This window comes from bacterium endosymbiont of Pedicinus badii (assembly GCF_002075085.1).
Lineage (GTDB): Bacteria > Pseudomonadota > Gammaproteobacteria > Enterobacterales > Enterobacteriaceae > PRUG.
Window position 1 is genome coordinate 93,689 of record NZ_LKAS01000002.1, and the last position, 21,367, is coordinate 115,055.

General features: G+C 22.9%; 21 protein-coding genes. 12 read left to right on the forward strand and 9 right to left on the reverse strand.

Annotated features, from left to right (window positions below; genetic code table 11):
* A complete protein-coding gene (gene rpmB, locus AOQ89_RS01765; protein ID WP_080872849.1) occupies nt 1–228 on the reverse strand; it encodes a 50S ribosomal protein L28 in 228 nt (75 codons plus the stop codon).
* Between the two features lie 94 nt (nt 229–322).
* Here rpmB and coaBC point away from each other — a divergent pair, with 94 nt between their 5' ends.
* Genes coaBC through gmk form a run of 3 tightly spaced genes read left to right on the forward strand, consistent with a single transcriptional unit; the run spans nt 323 to nt 2,595 of the window.
* Entirely contained in the window at nt 323–1,537 is a 1,215-nt protein-coding gene (gene coaBC / locus AOQ89_RS01770) for a bifunctional phosphopantothenoylcysteine decarboxylase/phosphopantothenate--cysteine ligase CoaBC (protein ID WP_080872852.1), read from the forward strand.
* Nucleotides 1,506–1,967 (forward strand): dUTP diphosphatase, encoded by a 462-nt coding sequence (gene dut, locus AOQ89_RS01775; RefSeq protein WP_080872855.1) that lies wholly within the window; start codon nt 1,506–1,508, stop codon nt 1,965–1,967. The genes coaBC and dut overlap by 32 nt, the downstream gene beginning before the upstream one ends.
* Before the next feature lies 1 nt (nt 1,968).
* Nucleotides 1,969–2,595, forward strand: a complete 627-nt coding sequence (gene gmk, locus AOQ89_RS01780) for a guanylate kinase (protein WP_080872858.1) — start codon at nt 1,969–1,971, stop codon at nt 2,593–2,595.
* Here gmk and AOQ89_RS01785 read toward each other — a convergent pair.
* Both AOQ89_RS01785 and AOQ89_RS01790 read right to left on the reverse strand, forming a co-directional pair.
* Entirely contained in the window at nt 2,572–3,432 is an 861-nt protein-coding gene (locus AOQ89_RS01785) for a 5'-3' exonuclease (RefSeq protein ID WP_080872860.1), read from the reverse strand. The two genes, gmk and AOQ89_RS01785, sit on opposite strands and share 24 nt — an antisense overlap.
* Nucleotides 3,433–3,435: 3 nt before the next feature.
* Nucleotides 3,436–4,083: a DsbA family protein gene (locus AOQ89_RS01790; protein WP_080872861.1), complete on the reverse strand. Its 648-nt coding sequence runs from the start codon at nt 4,081–4,083 to the stop codon at nt 3,436–3,438.
* Nucleotides 4,084–4,190: 107 nt separating this feature from the next.
* Between AOQ89_RS01790 and mnmG the strand changes: the two genes are divergently transcribed.
* The 3 genes from mnmG to glmS are packed head-to-tail and all read left to right on the forward strand — an operon-like array spanning nt 4,191 to nt 9,324.
* Complete coding sequence (mnmG, locus tag AOQ89_RS01795; RefSeq protein WP_143715379.1) at nt 4,191–6,077, forward strand: tRNA uridine-5-carboxymethylaminomethyl(34) synthesis enzyme MnmG; 1,887 nt, start codon at nt 4,191–4,193, stop codon at nt 6,075–6,077.
* Nucleotides 6,078–6,119: 42 nt separating this feature from the next.
* The gene (glmU, locus tag AOQ89_RS01800; RefSeq protein WP_080872863.1) at nt 6,120–7,469 is read left to right on the forward strand and encodes a bifunctional UDP-N-acetylglucosamine diphosphorylase/glucosamine-1-phosphate N-acetyltransferase GlmU; all 1,350 of its coding nucleotides are present in this window, start codon (nt 6,120–6,122) and stop codon (nt 7,467–7,469) included.
* A gap of 4 nt (nt 7,470–7,473) precedes the next feature.
* Nucleotides 7,474–9,324: a glutamine--fructose-6-phosphate transaminase (isomerizing) gene (glmS, locus tag AOQ89_RS01805; protein WP_080872865.1), complete on the forward strand. Its 1,851-nt coding sequence runs from the start codon at nt 7,474–7,476 to the stop codon at nt 9,322–9,324.
* 8 nt (nt 9,325–9,332) lie between these two features.
* Here glmS and mnmE read toward each other — a convergent pair whose 3' ends face one another.
* From mnmE to rpmH, 5 genes are read right to left on the reverse strand one after another with little or no spacing between them, the layout of a single operon-like run.
* Nucleotides 9,333–10,694 (reverse strand): tRNA uridine-5-carboxymethylaminomethyl(34) synthesis GTPase MnmE, encoded by a 1,362-nt coding sequence (mnmE, locus tag AOQ89_RS01810; protein WP_080872867.1) that lies wholly within the window; start codon nt 10,692–10,694, stop codon nt 9,333–9,335.
* 12 nt (nt 10,695–10,706) lie between these two features.
* Nucleotides 10,707–12,311, reverse strand: coding sequence for a membrane protein insertase YidC (yidC, locus tag AOQ89_RS01815; protein WP_080872869.1), 1,605 nt, complete (start codon nt 12,309–12,311; stop codon nt 10,707–10,709).
* Complete coding sequence (yidD, locus tag AOQ89_RS01820; RefSeq protein WP_243469330.1) at nt 12,312–12,551, reverse strand: membrane protein insertion efficiency factor YidD; 240 nt, start codon at nt 12,549–12,551, stop codon at nt 12,312–12,314.
* Nucleotides 12,548–12,898 carry a ribonuclease P protein component gene (gene rnpA, locus AOQ89_RS01825; protein WP_195909764.1) on the reverse strand — a complete coding sequence of 117 codons (351 nt, stop codon included), beginning with the start codon at nt 12,896–12,898 and terminating at the stop codon, nt 12,548–12,550. Before rnpA ends, yidD begins: the two co-directional genes overlap by 4 nt.
* 8 nt (nt 12,899–12,906) lie before the next feature.
* Entirely contained in the window at nt 12,907–13,050 is a 144-nt protein-coding gene (rpmH, locus tag AOQ89_RS01830) for a 50S ribosomal protein L34 (protein ID WP_080872875.1), read from the reverse strand.
* Between the two features lie 113 nt (nt 13,051–13,163).
* Here rpmH and AOQ89_RS01835 point away from each other — a divergent pair, with 113 nt between their 5' ends.
* The 4 genes from AOQ89_RS01835 to gyrB are packed head-to-tail and all read left to right on the forward strand — an operon-like array spanning nt 13,164 to nt 17,345.
* A complete protein-coding gene (locus AOQ89_RS01835; RefSeq protein WP_080872877.1) occupies nt 13,164–13,478 on the forward strand; it encodes a DnaA N-terminal domain-containing protein in 315 nt (104 codons plus the stop codon).
* Nucleotides 13,445–13,804 carry a helix-turn-helix domain-containing protein gene (locus tag AOQ89_RS01840; RefSeq protein ID WP_195909765.1) on the forward strand — a complete coding sequence of 120 codons (360 nt, stop codon included), beginning with the start codon at nt 13,445–13,447 and terminating at the stop codon, nt 13,802–13,804. The genes AOQ89_RS01835 and AOQ89_RS01840 overlap by 34 nt, the downstream gene beginning before the upstream one ends.
* Nucleotides 13,779–14,879 carry a DNA polymerase III subunit beta gene (gene dnaN, locus AOQ89_RS01845; RefSeq protein WP_080872881.1) on the forward strand — a complete coding sequence of 367 codons (1,101 nt, stop codon included), beginning with the start codon at nt 13,779–13,781 and terminating at the stop codon, nt 14,877–14,879. Before AOQ89_RS01840 ends, dnaN begins: the two co-directional genes overlap by 26 nt.
* A 48-nt stretch (nt 14,880–14,927) precedes the next feature.
* The gene (gyrB, locus tag AOQ89_RS01850; RefSeq protein WP_080872886.1) at nt 14,928–17,345 is read left to right on the forward strand and encodes a DNA topoisomerase (ATP-hydrolyzing) subunit B; all 2,418 of its coding nucleotides are present in this window, start codon (nt 14,928–14,930) and stop codon (nt 17,343–17,345) included.
* 4 nt (nt 17,346–17,349) lie between these two features.
* On the opposite strand, the gene AOQ89_RS01855 is transcribed toward gyrB, so the two are convergent.
* The gene (locus AOQ89_RS01855) at nt 17,350–18,351 is read right to left on the reverse strand and encodes an AI-2E family transporter (RefSeq protein WP_080872890.1); all 1,002 of its coding nucleotides are present in this window, start codon (nt 18,349–18,351) and stop codon (nt 17,350–17,352) included.
* Between the two features lie 120 nt (nt 18,352–18,471).
* On the opposite strand from AOQ89_RS01855, the gene glyQ reads away from it, so the two are divergent.
* Together glyQ and glyS are read left to right on the forward strand one after the other, a co-directional pair.
* Nucleotides 18,472–19,359: a glycine--tRNA ligase subunit alpha gene (glyQ, locus tag AOQ89_RS01860; protein WP_080872894.1), complete on the forward strand. Its 888-nt coding sequence runs from the start codon at nt 18,472–18,474 to the stop codon at nt 19,357–19,359.
* 7 nt (nt 19,360–19,366) lie between these two features.
* A complete protein-coding gene (gene glyS, locus AOQ89_RS01865) occupies nt 19,367–21,367 on the forward strand; it encodes a glycine--tRNA ligase subunit beta (protein WP_080872897.1) in 2,001 nt (666 codons plus the stop codon).

The window sequence follows — 21,367 nt, forward strand, 5'->3', positions numbered from 1 at the left end:
TTATTTTTTTTTCTTTATTTTTTTCACAAAAAGATCAAATCCTTTTTTATCAATTATACGAATACCTTTCGTAGATACTTTAATTTTAAAAAATCTATTTTTTTCAGAAGACCAAAATTTGCGAACCTGTAAGTTAGGAAAAAATTTTCTTTTTGTAGCGTTCATAGCATGAGATCTTCTATTACCAAATAAGGGTTTTTTTTTAGTAATTATACAAATTTTAGACATTTTAAATAGTAGAATTTTTTTGTAATTATATTACAATATTTTTTTTTTATCAACTAAAATATCTTTAAGAAAAATATTATAGATTTATTACAAGATGAAGATTCTATTCAAAAAAAACATTATATTAGGTATAACTGGAGGAGTTGCTGCTTATAAAACAATAGAAATTATAAAAAAATTAAAAGAAGAAGGTGCTTCTGTTAGAGTTATACTTACAAAATCCGCTAATTTATTTGTTACAAAATGTACACTTAGAGTAGTTTCTGGACTTCCTATTTTAGAAAATTTTGTTAAAGGGAATAGCATTAGTCATATTAAATTAGCTAATTGGGCAGATCTAGTTATTTTAGCTCCTGCAACTGCTAATATAATTGCAAAACTATCTTGTGGTATTGCAGATGATTTATTAACTTTAGTTTGTTTAGCAACTTTATCTAAAATTATTATAGTTCCATCTATGAATCGAAATATGTACGTATCAAAATCTGTTCAATATAACATAAAAAGATTAGAAAGATTTGGAATGAAAATTTTTTATCCAGAAATTGGTAGACAAGCTTGTGGTTGTTTTGGAATAGGAAGAATGATGAATACTCAAAAAATTGTTAATTTAGTAATAAAATATTTCCATAAAAAAAATAATTACAAAAATTTAAATTTTATGATCACAGCTGGACCTACCAGAGAAATGATAGATCCAGTAAGATTTATTAGTAATTTTAGTTCTGGAAAAATGGGATTTTTTTTAGCTGAAGCTGCTTCTTGTATAAGTAAAAATGTTATTTTAATTTCTGGACCTGTAAATTTACCTACTCCTAAAAGAGTCAAAAGAATTAATGTTATTAGTGCCCTTGAAATGCAAAAAGAGGTAATGAAAAGAATAGATAGACAAAATATTTTTATAGGATGTGCAGCAGTATCTGATTATAGAATACAGAAATTTTCTAAAGAAAAGATAAAAAAAAATTCAAACAAAATAAAGATAAATTTTATTAAAAATCCAGATATTATTAAATCTATTGGACACCTAAAAAAAAATAGACCTTATGTAGTTGGATTTGCTGCAGAAACTTGCAATATAGAAAAAAATGCAATAAAAAAAATAAAAGAAAAAAAACTAGATTTAATTTGTGCAAATAATGTTACCAACTTTAGTAAAAATTTTAGTTGCAATAAAAATGCTCTTTCTTTAATTTGGAAAAATAAAAAAAAAAATTTTCCTTATCAAAAAAAGAGTGTATTAGCGAAAAAACTAATTAAAGAAATTATAAAAAACTATGAAAAAAAAAATAGAAATTCGAATAGTTAATAAATCTTTTTCCGAAGAATATATACCAAAATATGCTACTTACGGATCATCTGGTTTAGATTTATATGCTTGTATTAAAAGAAAAATAAATTTAAAAGCAAATTCTAGTTTATTAATTCCTACAGGAATTGCGATTAATATTAAAGATCGAAATATTTCTGGAATGATTCTACCTAGATCTGGAATAGGACACCATAGAGGAATTATATTAGGAAATTCTGTTGGACTAATAGATTCTGACTATCAAGGAGAAATTTTTGTTTCTCTATGGAATAGAAGTATGGTAGATTTTCTAATTCTCCCAAAAGATAGAATAGCACAAATTGTTTTTTTTCCAACGATACGCGTAGAATTTGAACTAGTTAAAAATTTTAAAGTAAAAAGCTCAAGAAATACACAAGGATTCGGCCATTCTGGAATAAGAAATTAGCATGCTATACATTATTTCTGCTCCTAGCGGTACAGGAAAATCAACTTTAATCAAGAAACTATTGAAAAGAAAAAACCTTATTAGTATAGGGCAATCTATTTCTTATACTACAAGAAGTATGAGAAAAGGAGAAAAAAATAAAAAAAATTACTACTTTGTTTCTTTAAAAAAGTTTCAAAATATGATAGAAAAAAAAAGATTTTTAGAATATGCAAAAGTTTTTGGAAATTATTACGGAACTGAAAAAAAAAAAATACAAAATATTTGTAGAATTTACAAAAATGTTATTTTAGATATAGATTGGAAAGGAGAAAAACAAATTAGAAAAAGCAATTGGAAAATGAAAAGTATATTTATACTACCTCCTTCTAAAAAAGAATTGATTTTTAGACTAAAAAAAAGAGACCGAGATAAAAAAAAAACAATTATATTTAGAACAAACACCATTTCTAAAGAGATAAAAAACTATTTATTGTACGACTATTTTATTGTTAACGATGATTTAGATAAAACAGTACAAAAAATAGAAAGTATAATAGTTGCAGAAAATTTAAAAATGAAAAGAAATAGAAAATTTTGCATTAGTTTGATAGAAAAAATTTTTTCAGAAAAAATTTTTAAGATTTAAAATTTTTTCTGCACTTTTAATATTTTTTAAAATTTCTTTTTTATTTAAAAAAAAGTTTTTTAAATTTACTTTTAAATCTAAATTGGTTCTAATTTTAGCTAATTTATAGGATAAGAAAGCAGTTTTTTTGTATTCTTTAAGTATTAAAAATATTTTTTTAAGATCTACTATTTTATTTTTTTCTAAATTTTTTATTTTATAATAAATTTTTTTTAAATTTCCTATTCTTGAAAGTAATTTAACAGCAGTAACCTTTCCTATTCCTGGAACTCCAGGAATATTATCTGCTCTGTCTCCAACCAAAGCAATATAATCTACAAATAAATTTGGATGTATGCCAAATTTTTGTAATACTTCCTCAATTCCTAATATTTCGTCTAAATTACGATTTGTAATGAAAATATTCTTAGATATTAATTGAATAAAATCTTTATCATTAGTACATATAAGTATTTTCCATTTTTCCTTTTCTGCTTTTTTTGCTATTGTTCCAATAACATCATCTGCTTCTACTCCTTTTTTTATAATTATTGGTATTCCAAAATTTTTTATAGTATTTAAAATAGGATAAATTTGCGTTTTTAAATTTTCTGGCATAGGATTTCTATTTCTTTTGTACTGTTTGAATAAATTATGACGAAAATTTTTTCCTCTTGCATCAAAAATAATAGAAGCATACTTTACATAATCTTGACTAAAAATTTTTTTCATCATTTTTGTCATTCCATACTGTGCTCCTATGAATTGTCCTTCTTTGTCTTTTAAATTTGGAAACGCATAATAAGCTCTATAAAGATAAGAAAATCCATCAATTAAAACTAATTTTTTTTGTTTCATAAATTAATTTTTGGATAAAAGAAATTTTATTAAATTAGATAGTTGATAAATGTATTTATTTTTTGTACTAAATTCTATTTCTTCCATATTAATAATGTACTTACCCAATACTAAAATTGAAGGTATAGTTCTAATTTGTAAAACTTCAAAAATTTTTTCTTGATTTTCTAATTTTTTTTTTATTTTTTTACTATTTCGAATTGCTTCAAAAGTTTTTCCTTTAATTCCTACTTGCAAAAAAATTTTTTTTATTTTTTTAGAAAAGTTTTTTTTATTAGAAAATTCTAAAAAAAAAAGTTTGTCAAATATTTTTTTTTCTATATTCAATTCATTAGCTATAATCCAAGCTTTTGTTAGCTCTTTCTCTTTATACTGGTTATTAAAAATAATATGGTACTTTTTAATTTTTATAGTATCTGGTAGTTTTTTTTCCAATTCAGAAGAAACTTTGTATTCTTTATTAAATTGGTAACAGTGTTCACAATAAAAGGAAAAAAATTCTATTATTTTTTCTTTAACTAAAATTGGTTTTTTTACACTAAAATAGTGTTTATTTTCTATAAAATCTGAACTTTGACATCTATAGAAAAAAAAAGTATTTATTAGTAGAATAGAGACTATATATAGCTTATTTCTAAAAAATTTTTGCATAAAAATATCCTTTATGTAGGAACTAAATAGGTTTCTTGAAAAGAAAAATCTTATGTACTATATTATTAAATAATTTTAAATTCTTCTACAGAATTTTGTATTATTGTATGATGCATAAAGATTTTCAAATTATTGTTATAGGAGGAGGTCATGCTGGTACAGAAGCAGCTATTTCAGCTTCAAATATAGGATGTAATGTACTCTTAATAACTAATAGTATTAAAACTATAGGAGAAATGTCTTGCAATCCATCTATTGGAGGAATCGGTAAAGGACAATTAGTAAAAGAAATAGATGCATTAGGAGGAATAATGGGACTAGCTGCAGATTACTCAGGAATTCAATTTAAAAAATTAAATTTGAGTAAAGGATATGCAGTTCATTCTACAAGAGTTCAGTCAGATAGGAAATTTTATAAAAAATTTATTATAAATTTTTTAAAAAAGCAAAAAAATATTAGGATTTTAGAATCAGAAGTAGTAGATATTATAATAAAAAAAAACCAAGCATATGGGGTTGAAACCAAAAAAGGGGAAAAAATTTTTTCTGATTGCGTAATTCTTACTACAGGAACATTTCTGAATGGAGCAATTTATATTGGAACTAAAAAGTTTTACGGGGGGAGAAAAAATGATTTTTCATCTCGTGTTCTTGCAAATAACTTAAAGAAAAGAAATATATTTAGTATAAAAAGATTAAAAACGGGTACTCCTCCTAGAATACTTGCAAAAAGTATTAATTTCAATTGTTTGGAAAAACAAGATGGAGACTTTCCCATACCGAAATTTTCTTTTTTAAAAAATAAAAAAAAATTTTTACCTCAAGTTTCCTGTTTTATAACAAAAACAAATTTATATACGCACAAAATCATTCGAGAAAATTTAAAAAAAAGTTCTATGTATTCTGGAATAATTCAAGGAATTGGTCCAAGATACTGTCCATCTCTAGAAGATAAAATTGTTAAATTTTCAGAAAGAGAATCACATCAAATTTTTTTAGAACCAGAAGGAATAAATAGCGAAATAATATATCCAAATGGAATTTCTAATAGTATGCCTATAGAAATACAAAAAAAAATAGTAAAATCTATTTATGGATTGGAAAAATCTATAATATGTCAACCTGGTTATGCAGTAGAATATGATTTTTTTGATCCTAAAGACTTGTACCTCACTTTGGAAAGCAAAAAAATATCAAATCTATTTTTTGCAGGACAAATAAACGGCACCACTGGATATGAAGAAGCTGCTGCACAAGGAATAGTGTCTGGAATAAATGCAGCTAAATTATCTTTAAATCAAGAAATGTGGATTCCAACAAGAGAAAGTTCCTATATTGGAGTTTTAGTAAATGATTTATGCACTTTAGGAACAAATGAGCCTTATAGAATGTTTACTTCTAGATCTGAATTTCGTTTATATTTAAGAGAAGATAACGCCGATTTTCGTTTGACAGAAATAGGAAAAAAAATAGGAACTGTTAAAGAGAATAGATGGAAACAATTTTGTAAAAAAAAAGAAATTTTTGAAAAAGAAAAAAATAGACTAAAAAATATTTGGATAGGTCCAAATAAAAAAAATATCAAAGAAATAGAAAAAAAGCTTTCTTTTTTAGTAAAAAAAGAAGTAAATGGAATACAATTACTAAAAAGAAAAGAATTAGACTACGAAAAATTAACAAAAATTAAAAATTTTTCTCCTTCCATTAAAAATAAGGAAATTTATAAACAAATTGAGATAGAGTCAAAATACGAAGGTTATATTAAAAAAAATAGAAATTATACTAGAAATATATTTCAGTATGATAGATTTCTTTTTCCTAAAAAAATAGATTTTTTAAAAATTTCTGGTCTCTCAAAAGAAGCTGTAGAGAAGTTTATAAAATACAAACCAAATTCTATAGGGCAAGCTTCTAGAATTTCTGGTATAACACCAGCAACTATTACAACTTTGATTATTTGGATGAAAAAAAATAATTTTATAAAATCTCGATAATTCTCTTTTTTATGAGATTACTTAAGGATGTTGATTATAAAAATGAAAAAATTAAACATAGTTATTTTATGTGCTGGAGAAAGTAAAAGAATGGTTTCAAAAATTCCGAAAATATTTCATAAAATTTCCGGAAAAATGATTGTAGAAAGAGTTTTAAATACAGCAGAAAAAATTGAAAACAGTAGAATATTTATAGTCTATAGTAAGAAAGTTGAAAAATTAAAAAAAATCTTTTTTAAAAAAAAAATTTTTTGGATTGTTCAAGAACAATCTTTGGGAACTGCTCATGCAATTAAAGTAGCACTTCCTTTTTTAAAAGAATCAGAAGAAATATTGGTACTCTATTCTGATGTTCCTTTAGTTTCTTATGAAACTATAAAAAAAGTAATTAAATTAAGAAAAAAATGCTCAATTTCCTTATTAACAGCAAAAGTGAAATATCCAAAAGGGTATGGAAGAATTATTAGAAAAAAAAGAAAAATTTATAGAATTATTGAAGAAAATGAAATAAAATCCAAAAAAGTAGAAAATATTAAAGAAATATATACTGGAATTTTCTCATGTAGCGTAAAGAATTTAAAAAGATGGATAGGAAAAATTAGATTTTCTTCTAAAAAAGAGAACTATTTAACTAAAATTATATCTATTGCTAATAAAGAAAATAGAAGCATTCTTTCTATTTTCCCTAAAAAAGAAAGAGAAGTATATGGGGTAAATACTAAATTGCATTTAATAGAAATAGAGAATATTTTACAAAAAGAAAAGATTAAAAAATTGATTATTCATGGATTATTTATCGCTAATCCAGATAAATTTGCAATATTTGGAAGTATAAAATATGGTCTAGATGTGTATATTGGAATAAATGTTATACTAAAAGGAAAAATACTACTTGGAAACAATGTTAGAATAGAGGAAAATTGTATTCTGAAAAATGTAAAAATAGGAGACAATACTAAGATTTATTCCAATTGTATTATAAAAAATTCTCATATAGAAAAAAATTGTCATATTGGACCTTTTGCGAGAATTAGAAACAAAAATATTATTAAAGAAAATTCTAAAGTAGGTAATTTTGTAGAAATGAAAAATACTTTTTTAGGAAAAGGAAGCAAAGTTAAGCATTTTAGCTATTTAGGGGATGCTAAAATAGGAAAAAAAGTTAATATTGGAGCAGGAGTTGTTACTTGTAATTATAATGGATATAAAAAACAAAAAACAATTATAGAAGACAAAGCTTTTATAGGATCAAGTAGTCAAATCATTGCTCCTATTAAAATAGGAAGAGGTGCTTTTATAGGTGCTGGCACAGTAGTTACCAAAGATGTTAAAAACACAGATATCGTAATTAGTAGAGTAAAACAGTTTTCTATAAAAAAAAATAAATTTTAAATTTATGTGTGGAATATTTGGAATAATTTCAAAAAATGATGTAATACAGAAATTACTAAGAGGACTATTTTTTCTTAAGTATAGAGGATACGACTCTTCTGGAATAGCATATATCGATAAAAATAATCGTATAAAAAGATTTCGAACCGTAGGAACAGTAGAAAAATTAGTAAAAAAAATTAAAGATTATAAAATACATGGAAAAATTGGTATCGCTCATACAAGATGGGCAACTCATGGAATACCAAATTTAAATAATGCGCATCCTCATATATCCGATCATATTGCATTGGTTCATAATGGAATTATTGAAAATAATGATTTTTTGAAAAAAAAAGTAAAAAATTTAGGATACAAATTTCAAAGTGATACAGATAGTGAAACAATAGCTCATTTGCTTCACTGGTTTGTAAAAAATAATTCAAAAAATCAAACCTCTGTAAAATCTATTAAGAACACTCTTCAAGAAATTACTGGATCATATGCTTTAGCTATAATAGATTCTTATAATCCAAATGCAATATTTTTAGTACGATTTAAAAGTCCTCTTATTGTAGGAATAGGTAAGGAGGAAAATTTTCTATCTTCTGATATTTTTGCAATTTTACCATTTACTAAAAAAATTATTGTTTTAGAAGAAGGAGACATAGCAAAAATAACAGAAAAAAAAATAGATATTTGGGATAAAAGTGGAAAAAAAATATTTAGAAATTTTAAAGTATTTAAAAATAAAATTAGAAATTTTACTCAAGTTTCTAAAGGACACTACATGATTCAAGAAATACTAGAACAACCTAAAATTTTGGAAAAAATAACAAAAAAATTTTTTGTAAAAAAAGGAATTATTATAGAAAATTTGAAATGCAGAAAAGCAAAAGATTTACTTTCCAAAGTAGAAAGTATAAAAGTAGTAGCTTGCGGAAGTTCTTATCATGCTTCTTTAGTATTTAAATATTGGGTGGAAGAAATATGCAGAATTTCTTGTTCAGTAGAAATTGCTTCAGAATTTAGATACAGAAAATTTGTTGTAAAAAATAATACTTTATTTGTTACAGTTTCACAATCTGGAGAAACAGCAGATATATTAGAAAGTTTAAATTTAATAAAAAAGTTTAAGTATTTAGCTTCTTTAAGCGTATGTAATTCTGAATACTCTTCTGCTTCTAGAAATTCTGATTTTTCTATCATTATTCCTTCTGGATTAGAAATCAGTGTAGCGTCTACTAAATCCTTTACTTCTCAAATGACCTGTTTATTAATTTTCTGTCTTTATATAGGTAGAATTCAAAATAAAATAAAAGAAAAAAAAATTGCTAAAATTCTTCAATCTATTAAAAAAATTCCAGAAATAATTAAAAAAATATTTTCTATAAGAAAAAAAATAAAAAGTATCTCTAAAAAATTAAATTTGTACAAAAATTTGATTGTTTTAGGAAAAGGTAAACTATACCCAATCGCTATGGAATGTGCATTAAAATTTAAAGAGATAACTTATATTCATGCAGAAGCGTATACTTCAGGAGAATTAAAACATGGTTCTTTAGCTTTAATAGACCAAAGTATGCCAGTTTTAGTGCTAATAAGTAAAAATTCTTTTACAAAAAAAGTTATTAATAATGTAGAAGAAATTATTTGTCGTAACGGACTTGTCTATATTTTTTGCGATGAAGACGTATCTTTGCATTTTAAACATAAGAAAATTTCTAATATTTTGACTATTCCTAAAATAGAAGATACTATTTCTCCTATCTTACAGACCATTATGGTACAAATTTTATCTTACTATTCTGCTTTATTTAAAGGAAACAATATAGATCAACCAAGAAATTTAGCTAAATCGGTTACTGTAGAATAAGTTGTTAATTATTTTCCTACGCAAAATTTTGAAAAAATTTCTTTCATTATTTCTTCTTTTCTTTTTTTTCCTTGTATTTCTAGTATTTTTCTTTCAGAAATTCTAATTTCTTCTGCTAAAATATCTAAACAATTTTTATTTTCTAAAAAAATTTTTTTGCATTCTAATATATGAAAATAGGATTCTTTTAAAAGATGAATATGTCTTTCTCTTATAAAGAAAGACTCTTTTTTAAATATTTTATTTTTCTTTTTTATAACAATTTTTTCTATTCTTTTTTTAAGAAAATCTAGTCCTTTTTCAAGTTTTGCAGATACTGTAATTATTTTATATCCTCTAATAATTTTTTCTTGTTCTTTTTCTCCAGAAAGATCAGATTTATTTCTTACAATAGTGATAGATTTTTTTTTTATACGATTAATTATTTCTTTAGGTATACAATTTTCAAATTTATATTTTCTAGCATCTAATACTAAAATTGCATGAAAAGATTTTAAGACTGCTTTTATTGCTATTTTTATGCCTAATTTTTCAATTCGATTTTTAGATTTTCTTATTCCTGCTGTATCAGAAATAGTTATAGGTATTCCTTTTATATAAATTCTATTTGAAATAATATCTCTTGTAGTACCCGGAGTACTAGTAACAATGGAAGATTTTTTTTCTACTATTTTATTAAATAAAGTAGATTTTCCAACGTTTGGAGGTCCGAAAACTACTATATTTTTATTTTTATAAAGAGAAAAATTTTTTTTGTTTTTTTCTATAAAATTTTTTAAAATATATTCTACCTTATTAATTTTTTCTAATAATTTTTGATAGTATAGTTCATCAATTTCTCCCTCTATAAAATCGATTCTAGATTCTATGAAGATCCTAATATCTTTAATTTTTTTTTCTATTCTATTTATATGTAATAAAAAATTTCCTTTTAACGATGAATATATAGAGTATGCAAAATACGAATTTTCTGCATAAATCAGTTCAGATACTAATTCTGCTTGTGGTACACTCATTTTTCCATTTAGTACAGATCTCTCAGAAAATTCTCCTGGATTTGCAATCCTTGTGTTTTTAAAAGATATAATATAATTTAGTATTTCTTGCAAAATAACTGGATTTCCATGACCTTGCAATTCTAAAATATCTTCTCCTGTATAGGAATGAGGAGAAGAAAAAAATATTGCGATTCCTGTATCAATTGGAATATTTTTAATATAAAAAGGTAAAACTTCTGCTTTTCTTATTTCAGGAACTTTTCTAAGAATTTTTTTTGAAATTTTTCTTGTTAATTTTCCTGATATTCTAATTATTCCTATTCCACTAATTCCATTAGCTGTAGAAATTGCTGCAATAGTATCATGAAACATAGTTATTTTTATTTATTTATTTTTATTCTTATTTAGTACTCTGTATATAGCTTTTTGCTGTAGTATAGTAACCAAATTACTTACTATATAATACAAAACTAAACCAGAAGGAAACCAAAGAAAGAAAACTGTAAACACTATAGGTATCATATTTGCAATATTTTTTTGTATTGGATCTATACTTTTTTCTTCTTTATAAGAAGAAGAAATTTTTTGAACTAGAAACATAGTACATCCCATGATAATTGGAAGAATATAGTACGGATCTTTTGAAGAAAGATCTAAAATCCAAAAAATAAATTTAGAATGCCTTAATTCTATTGATCCAGATAACATATAGTATAAAGATAAAAATATAGGCATTTGCACTAATATTGGGAAACATCCTCCTAAAGGATTAACTTTTTCTTTTCTATACAAATTCATTATTTGTTCACTCTGTTTTTGTCTATTATCAGGAAATTTTTCTTTTATTTCTAATAATTTTGGTTGTAGCATTTTTATTTTTGCCATCGATATATATTGTGATTTTGTTAAAGGATACATAAGACCTCTTACTATCAGAGTAATCAATATTATAGAAAATCCCCAATTTTTTATATAACTATGTATAAATTTGAGTAATTTAAATAACGGATTACAAATAAACCAAAGCCATCCATAATCTATAGTTAAATCTAAATTCGGAGCTACTTTGGAGAGCTCTTCTTGTACTTCTGGACCTATCCATAAGTTTGTAGAAAACTTTTTGAAAGTATTTTTTTTTATTTCTATTGGATACGTTTTAGATCCTATAATGGAAAATTTACCAAAATTTTTCGTATAAAATATTTTTTCTTCTGGGTATTTAGGTATCCAAGCAGTTAAAAAATACTTTTGTATTACAGAAATCCATCCAGAAAAAGTCTGTACATATAAATTTTGTTTTTTTGCTTCTTTAAAATCATACTTTCTATATCTATTCCCGTCAGAAGAATACGCAAAACCTTTATAAGATTGTAAAAAAAAACTAGAATTTGTGGTTTTTTGAGTTGGATAGGTAGTTTGATGAATTTCATTATATAATTGTACCGTCACATCTTTATCACTGAAATTAAAAATTTCATGAGAAATATTGATTAAAAATTTTCCTTCTAAATATGTGAATATTTTTTTTTCTAGAACACCTGACTTACTTTTTCTTACCAATTCAATTTTTTTAATTTTCTTAGAACCTTGTAATAAATCCTCTTGTTTAGTTAAATAAAATCTGTTGTTTTCTCTATCTAAAGGACCATTTGAATCTAAAAAACCGCTTTTTACATAGTATGCATAATTTGAATTTTTTTCTAATAAACAAAATGGTTTTCTCGAGTAAATTGAATCCAAATACGTATTAAGGGTGGCATTCTCAATATTTCCATCAAATAAGTTAATAGAAGTTGATAAAAAATTTGTACTTACAAAAATATACTGTTTTTTCCCATCTTTTTGAACAATTTCATTTTTGTAATCTTCTTTTTTTTCTTCAAATTTTTGCAGATGTTTTTTCTGAGAATTTTCTTCTTTCCATATATTGAATATTATGAAAGAAATTAGTAATAGAGAAATAAAAAGAAAGTTTCTTTGTGAATCCATCTATTTTTTCTCTTTAAAATTAGAATGTTTATTAAATAATGATAGTTTTATGGAATGGCATCTAAAAATTCTTTTGAAAACTAAATAAGTATACTTTGCTAGATTAAATTTATAAATTTTTTTTATAGCATATTCTGAACAGCTTGGTATGTTTCTACAATTTTTTCCTATAATAGGATTAATAACTTTTTGATAAAAAATCAACAAAAGAAGAAAAAAATTTTTTATTTTATAATTCATATATAGTAGAAATTTTTCCATAGTTTCACCATTTTTTTTTGCAGTATAGAACAATCTTTTACTTTTTTTATTTTTTTATTGTAAAAAATGAGAAAATCCATATTCTTAAGAAAAACTTTATTCTTTCTGAATGTTTCTCTAATAATTCTTTTTATTTTGTTTCTTTGAAAAGAGTAAGAAACGTTTTTTTTTGGTATGTTTATTCCTAATCTAGGATGTGCTAAATAATTTATTTTGAAAAAAATTTTTATTTCTTTACAAAAAAAATATTTTCTATAATAAAAAGAACTAAAGTGTGTTTGATGTTTTAGTAATTTGAATTTTTTAGAGAAACCAAAATTCTTCAATTTTAAAATTATTTAGAAGAAACTGTTAGATGAATTCTATTTTTCATTCTTCTTCTAGCCAATATGATTCTACCATTTTTAGTAGATATTCTAGAACGAAATCCATGCTTTCTATTTTTTTTTAGTACGGAAGGTTGATAAGTTCTTTTCATAAAATATATAAGTTTAGTATATTTTTAGTTTATAATAAAAATTATAAATTTTTTTTATTATAAAAAAAAAGTTTAATAAAGTAAACAATACATTTATTATTTATACAATTTTTATGAGTATAAAGAATTTCTTAATAAAAATTTGGAATCAGTATACTAAAAAACTAAAAAATAAGATTCTTAAAAAAGAATTCGATAGTCTTATTCAACCAATACAAGTCGAATTTAAAAAAAATATTTTTTTTATATATACACCTAATTTTTTTATTTTAAAAAAAATAAAAAATTTGTATGCAAAAAATATTGCACTTTTTTTTAAAAGAAGTATGAAAAAAAAAAATATTTCTTTATTTTTTACAGTGGGAAAAAAAAATTCAGATTTAAAAAAAAAAATTTGGAGAAAAAAAGATCATCTAAAAAATTACTAAAAGAAAAAAAAATTCAGTATGCTAAAAAAATTCAAAAAAAAATAGCTAATATTCATAATATTCGATATTCAGAATTAATTTCTTACGAAGACTCGAAAAGATTAAACTTAATCAGACAAATTTCTATTTTTACAATTAGAAATATAACTATTCTCAATTTAAAAGAAATAGGAAAAATATTTTCTAATAGAAAACATTCTACTATTGTATATTCTTTAAAAAGAATAGAGAAAAAATGTAAAGAAGACGTAAAATTTAAAGAAAAAATTAAAAAAATCGAACAGATAATAACTAAAAATTATGAAAATAGATATTACAAAAAGTGATTTGTTACAACCTTTGAGAAAAGTAGTTAGTATTATTAGTAAAAAATCTGTTATTCCAGAATTAGAAAATCTTTTTATAGAAGTAGAAAATTACGAAATGTACATCAAATCTACTAGCTTAGATATGGAAATTGTTGCAAAAATTTTTTTAAAGAAAAAGTACAAAAAAAAAGTATTTTCTATTCCTGGAAAAAAATTTTTTGATATATTTAGATTTTTATCAGAAAAACAAAAAATTACTATTCGTGTTGAAAAAAAAAAAATTTCTATTTTTTCAAATGGAAGTTCGTATACTTTATCAATTTGTAAAACAAAAAATTTTTCAAATATAGAATTAATTGGAGAAAAAAAAGTATTTTTTATTTCTTGTAAAAAATTAAAAAATCTTATTCAATACACTTATTTTGCTATAGGAAAATCAGATTCTAGATACTACTTAAATGGAATGCTATTTGAAATCAAAAATAAAGAAATCTGTGTAGTTGCAACCGATGGACATAGACTGGCTTATTTTTTAGATACCATAGAAAATACTAATATTAAAGAAAAATTTATAGTTCCTAGAGTTTCAATTATGGAGATATACAAAATAGTAGAAAATAGCGAAAAAATTGTAGAATTTCAAATTTTTAAAAGTAGTATAAAAATGAGTATTGAAAAATTAGTTTTCTCTTTTAAAACTATATCTATGGAATATCCGAAATATCATAGCGTTTTTCCAAAAAATCCAAATAGATTTTTATACATAAATTGTAGTGAATTTAAAAAAGCCTTAAAGAGAGTTCTTATTATATCTTGTGAAAATTTTCAAAATACTAGATTTCTTTTAAAAAAAAATAAATTAGAAATAATTTCTGAAAATTTTAGTACAGAAAGTGCAAAAGAAATCTTAAATGTTAAATATATAGGTTATCCAATAGAAATGGGATTTAATGTCAACTATCTTATAGAAATTATAAATACTATAAAATGCAAAGAAATAAAAATTTCTATTACTAACGAACATTCTAGTATAAAAATACAAAACGAAGAAGAAAAAAATCTTTTGTATCTTTTAATGCCAATATATTTATAATATGATTGCAAATATTCTTGAAATTAAAATTACTTTTAAAAAATAAATATGAAAAATACCTATAATGCTTCAAATATTAAAATTCTGAAAGGACTAGATGCAGTTAAAAAAAGACCTGGAATGTATATAGGAAATACAGAAGATGGCTCTGGATTGCATCATATGGCTTTTGAAGTACTAGATAATTCTATTGATGAATATTTAGCTGGTTTTTGTAAAAAAGTTATAATTGTAATGCATGAAGATAATTCTATATCAGTAGAAGATGATGGAAGGGGGATACCAGTCGATCTTCATCCACAAGAAAAAATATCTTCTGCAGAAGTTATAATGACAATATTGCATGCTGGAGGAAAATTTGATAATAAATCGTATCAAATTTCTGGAGGTTTACACGGAGTAGGAATTTCCGTTGTAAATGCTTTATCAAAAAAATTAGAATTAGTTATAAAAAAAGAAGGTAGAGTATATCTACAAAAATACCATTTTGGCATTCCGAAATTTCCTTTAAAAAAAATTGGAAAAACTGAACAAACAGGAACTTATATACGATTTTGGCCAGATTTAAATATATTCAAAAAAAATGTATATTTTCAAGAAAAAATACTAATCAAAAGATTAAAAGAACTATCATTTTTAAATTCTAAAATAAAAATTTTTTTAGAAAATAAAAAAAATAAAAAAAAGTACTTATTTTATGAAAAAGGAGGAATAAAAGGATTTATAAAATATCTCAATAAAGATAAAAAAATCATACACAATAGAATTTTTTACTTTTCTAAAAAAACGGACAGTATACAAGTTAAATTAGCTTTACAATGGAACAATAGTTTTTTAGAAAATATAATTTGTTTTACAAATAATATACCGCAAAATAGTGGAGGAACACACCTATCAGGATTTCGATCAGCCTTAACTAGAACAATACATACTTATATACAGAAAGAGAAATACAAAAATAAATTTAAAGTTCATCCTATAGCAGAAGATATTAGAGAAGGAGTATCTGCAGTACTTTCTATAAAGTTTGCTAATCCAAAATTTTCTTCTCAAACAAAAGAAAAATTAGTATCTTCAGAAATAAAATCGATAGTAGAATCTATAATAATCGAAAAATTTTTAGAATTTTTATCAGAAAATCCTAGCGATACGAAATCTATACTAAATAAGATTTTTTCTGCTGCACAAGCAAGAATTGCCGCAAAAAAAGCTAGAGAAATAACAAGAAAAAAAATAGGAAATGAAACTGGAAGTCTTCCTGGTAAATTAGCTGATTGTCAAGAAAAAGATCCAAATCTTTCTGAAATATATTTAGTAGAAGGAGATTCTGCTGGAGGATCTGCAAAACAAGGAAGAAATAGAAAAAATCAAGCTATACTTCCTTTAAAAGGAAAAATTTTAAACATTGAAAAAGCTCGTTTTGAAAAAATGTTTTCTTCCTCAGAAATAACTTCACTAATTACAGCATTAGGATGCGGGGTAGCAAAAAAAGAATTTAGTTTAGAAAAACTCAGATACCACAATATAATTATTATGACAGACGCAGACGTAGATGGACTGCATATTCGAACTCTTTTATTGACATTTTTTTATAGAAAACTTCCAAAAATTATACAAAATGGCTATTTATACATTGCTCAACCTCCTCTATATAAGATAAAAATAGGAAAAAAAGAGAAATATATAAAAGATGAGAAATCTATGTATAAATACCAAATTCATCTATTCTGTAAAAATTCTTCTATTCTTAATCATAAAAAAGAAATTTTATTTTCTGAATCAAATTTAGAAAAATTATTTATTGAATACACACTTCTTAAAAAAGAATTAATTAAAAAAATTAAAAACTACACTATTGAAGTACTTTCTACCATTTTATATACTTTTTCATTTTTTAAAGAAAAAATGTTTTTTTGTAAAAAAAGTATGCAAGAATTTTTAGAAGTTTTTTTTAAAAAATTACAAGAACATTCTAATAAGAAAAAAAAATACAAATTACAAATTTTAAAAAAAGAAAGAACAAATGAATTTTTTCTTTTCATAAAAGAAGAAAATTCTGATAAAAAAAGAATTTTTTTATTTGATAAAAACTTTTTTTGTTCTATAGATTTTAAAAAAACTAAAAAATTCTCTGAAATAGTAAGAAATATTTTTCAAAATCAAACATACATTCAAAAAGATAAAAAGATAAAAAAAATTTTATCTATAGATGAAGCAATAAATTGGTTAGAAAAAAATTTAAAATCTAGAATTTTGATACAAAGATATAAAGGATTAGGAGAAATGAATCCAGATCAACTCTGGGAAACTACTATGAATCCAAAAACAAGAAGAATAGTAAAAATTAATATTCAAGACTGCAAAATAGCGGATCACTTATTTGCAACTCTCATGGGTGATTCAGTAGAACCAAGAAGAAAATTTATTGAAGAAAATTGCGAATACGCAAAAAATGTAGATATATAAAAATTTATATAATTTTCTTTTTTCTTAATTCAGATTTTAAATAAGCATAATAAATTGGAGCAGCAACTAATCCTTGTATTCCGAAAGCTGCTTCAAAAATTAGCATAGCTAGTAGTATTTCCCAAGATTTAGCTTGTATTCTATTTCCAACAATTTCAGCATTTAAAAAATACTCTAATTTATGTATTAGTACCAAGTATATTGTCATTATAAATCCAGCAGTAAAAGAAATTGAAATTGCAGATACAATAATTATAAAATTAGAAATTAGATTTCCAATTATCGGAAGTAGTCCAAGTATAAAAGTAATCAAAATTAAAGTTTTTTTAAAAAATAAATTCATTCCAAAAATCGGAAATAAAATTAGTATCATAATAGAAGTTAAAAATGTATTAATTAAAGAAACTTGCAGTTGAGCGAAAATAATATTTCTAAATGCACTAGAAAGAATAGATATTCTTTCACAAATTTTTTTAATAAAGTATGTTTTTTTTTTTTTTGAAGGTTTATTAAGAGATATAATAGATCCGATTACTATACCTATAAATACAGTCATTACTCCATGAAGAAAATTTTTTCCTATTTTTCTAATAATAGAAATATTAGATTTAAGAAAAAAAAATAATTTTTCTTTTAATTCTTCTGTATTATTGGGAAGAAAATACGGAAAATGTTTAGATAAACTATTTTTTAGATTTAGAAATATTTGATTTGCTTCTTTTAAGATATCTATTTCATATTGTTTTTCAGATGTTAAAAAGTGTACTAAACTAAATAATCCTATCGATACAGATCCAAAAATAGAAATCGATATTATAATAATAATAAAGAATTTTGATTTATAATTTCCAAAAAATTTTTCTAGATATGGAGTTAAAGAAAATATTATTTCATACATTATAGATCCTGCTAAAAAACAAGGAAATAAATGTAAAGGAATTAAAAGTAATAAAAAAGTAAAAATTAAAAAATAAGAAAATATTTCTATATTATTTTTGATAGACATAAAATTTCCAAAACTTTAATTTTGTAATTTCAAGTAGCATTTTTTGCTAAGAATTGTTTAACCAATTTTTACATAGTATTTTTATTATTATATTAAAAAAAAATAAGAAATTAAATTTTTATGAATAGACGAAACTGTGATACATTTCAAAAATTAGTGATTTCTTTGCATAAATTTTGGATTTCTAAAGGATATACTTTAATAATTCCTTTTGATATGGAAGTAGGAGCAGGTACATCTCATCCAATTACATATTTCAGTGCTATTAATCCTAATCCAATTCGTGCTGTATATATACAACCTTCTAGAAGGCCTATAGATGGTAGATACGGAAAAAATCCTTATCGATCGCAATTCTATTATCAATTCCAGGTAATTGTCAAACCTTCACCTATAGACATACAAGATCTATATTTAGAATCATTAAAATCAATTGGAATAAAAATATTTAATAACGATATTAAGTTTTTAGAAGATAATTGGGAAAATTTTAGCTTGAGTGCAGTAGGAAAAGGTTGGGAAATACGATTAAATGGAGTAGAAATAACACAATTCACTTATTTTCAAAAAATAGCAAATATTGATTGTAATCCAGTTTTATGTGAAATTACATACGGATTAGAAAGAATAGCTATGCATATACAAAATACAGACAGCATACAAGAAATTGTATGGAACAAAAATAATTTTGAGAATATTAAATACCATGAAATTCATTATAATAAAGAATTTGAACAATCAAAATATAATTTTGAATTTTCTAACGAAAAGTTTTTAAATTATTGTTTATATAATTATATAGATGAGGCAAAAAATCTTATTAAAAATAATAATAAGTTTTTGTATTCTTCTTATGAACAACTTTTAAAAGCTATACATACATTTAATTTAATAGAAGCAAAAAATAAAATATCACAATTTAGAAGAAAAAAAATTATTCTAGAACTACAATCTATATCTAAAAAAATAGCAAAATTATATTTTTCAAGCATAAAAAAAAGAAATTGAGGAAAAGATGAAAAAATTTGTATTTTTACTAGAAATAGGGACAGAAGAAATTCCTTCTAAATCTCTACAAAAAATAGCAAAAAATTTTCTATCGTATTTTAAAAAAAATCTAAAAAAATTTTTTATAAAGTACAAAAGAATTTATTGGTATGCATCTCCTACTAGAATTGCAATAAAAGTATCTTCTATCAATTTCAAAATTGATAAAGTGCAAAAAATTTCTAATTATACAAAGAATAAAAAAGTAATTTTTCATATAGAAAAAAAAAATTTTCTTACTTTAATTACAAAGATTTTTCAAAAAATTATAACTTTTTCTGTACAAAAAATATCTTCTATAGATGGTATGTATTGGTATAATAAAAATTTTAAATTTGTAAGAAGAATAAAAACTGTAACTTGTCTTTTAAATAAAGAATTGCTTTCAATTGAAATTATGGGAATCTCTAGTAACAGAATTATAGCAAAAAATAAATTTTTTGAAAATTCAAATAGTTTGTCTCTTAAAAATGCACAACAGTATCCAAAATTTTTAGAAAAAAACTGCTTTATAATACCAAATTTAGAAAAAAGAAAAAGAATTATAAAACATGAAATAAAAAAAATAGAAAAAATAGTAAAAGGAGTGGTTAGGATAAAAAAAAAATTTTTAGAAGAAATTGCTTCATTGGTCGAATATCCTGTAGCTATTCTAGGTAGATTTGAAAAAAAATTTTTAGCTCTTCCAAACAATATTTTGATACATATTTTACAAAATATACAAAAATATTTTCCTGTGTACGATCAAAAAAAAATTTTGCTGCCTTTTTTTATATTTATTACTAACAAAATTGAAAATCTTAGCAAAATGGTCGTTTTAGATCATGAAAAATTTCTAAACTCTAAATTGAAAGATACAATAGAATTTTTTGAAAAAGATGCTGCAGTACCAATTGTGAAAAATATAAGAAAACTAAAAAATTTAAGTTTTGGAAAAAATTTAGGATCTATGATGGATAAAACTAGAAGAATGTACCATATTGCTAGATATATAGCAAAAAATTTTTTAAAATCTAACTTTTTAAAAAAAATTGGTAGAGCTATTTTACTTTCTAAATGTGATCTAGTAACTAAAATAGTTTTTGAGTATCCGGAATTGCAAGGAATTGCTGGTATGTGCTATGCAAAAATACAAGGAGAAGAAAAAAATATCTATCTTGCTCAAAAAGAACAGTACCACCCTAGATTTTTAAAAGATTCTTTACCAAAAAATAATTTTTGCTGTGTAATAGCCGTATCGGAAAAAGTAGATAATATTGTTGGATGCTTTATAGAAAATGAAATTCCAAATAGTAAAAAAGATCCTTTTTCTTTAAGAAGACTTTCAATTGGTATTATTAATATTTTAATAAATAAAAGAATTTTTTTAAATTTTAAGGAAGTAATAAAAAAATCTATTTTCTTATATAAAAAAAATAGAATTTTTCAGAATACTAATTTGTTCATAAAAGAAGAAAGTCTTATAAAAAAAATTATTTTTTTTATATTCTCTAGATTAAAAGTAATTTTATTAAAAAAAAAATACCAAAAAGAAACTATTAATTCTATTTTCTCTCTAGAAAACTATTGTATTTACGATATTTATTTAAGAATACATGCATTGCAAAAATTTTATACAAAAAGAGACAGAAAATTCTTTTTTATCATTAAAAGAATTTTTAAAATTCTAAAAAATCAAAAAATTTCTGATACAAAAAAAATACAAAACTCTCTATTTGAATCAAAATTTGAAAAAAAACTATTTTTAAAAATTTTAGAAGTTAGTAAATTTACTGAAAAATTGTACAAAGAAAAAAAATACCAAAAAATTCTGTGTAAAATAGAAGAACTATACTTACCTATAGAGAAATTTTTTAAAAATGTTGTAGTTTTTACTAAAGAAAAAGAAATAAAAGAAAATAGAATACTTCTGTTAAACAAAATAAAATTTATTCTTCTAAAATTTGGACATTTTCAATTTTTTCTATAA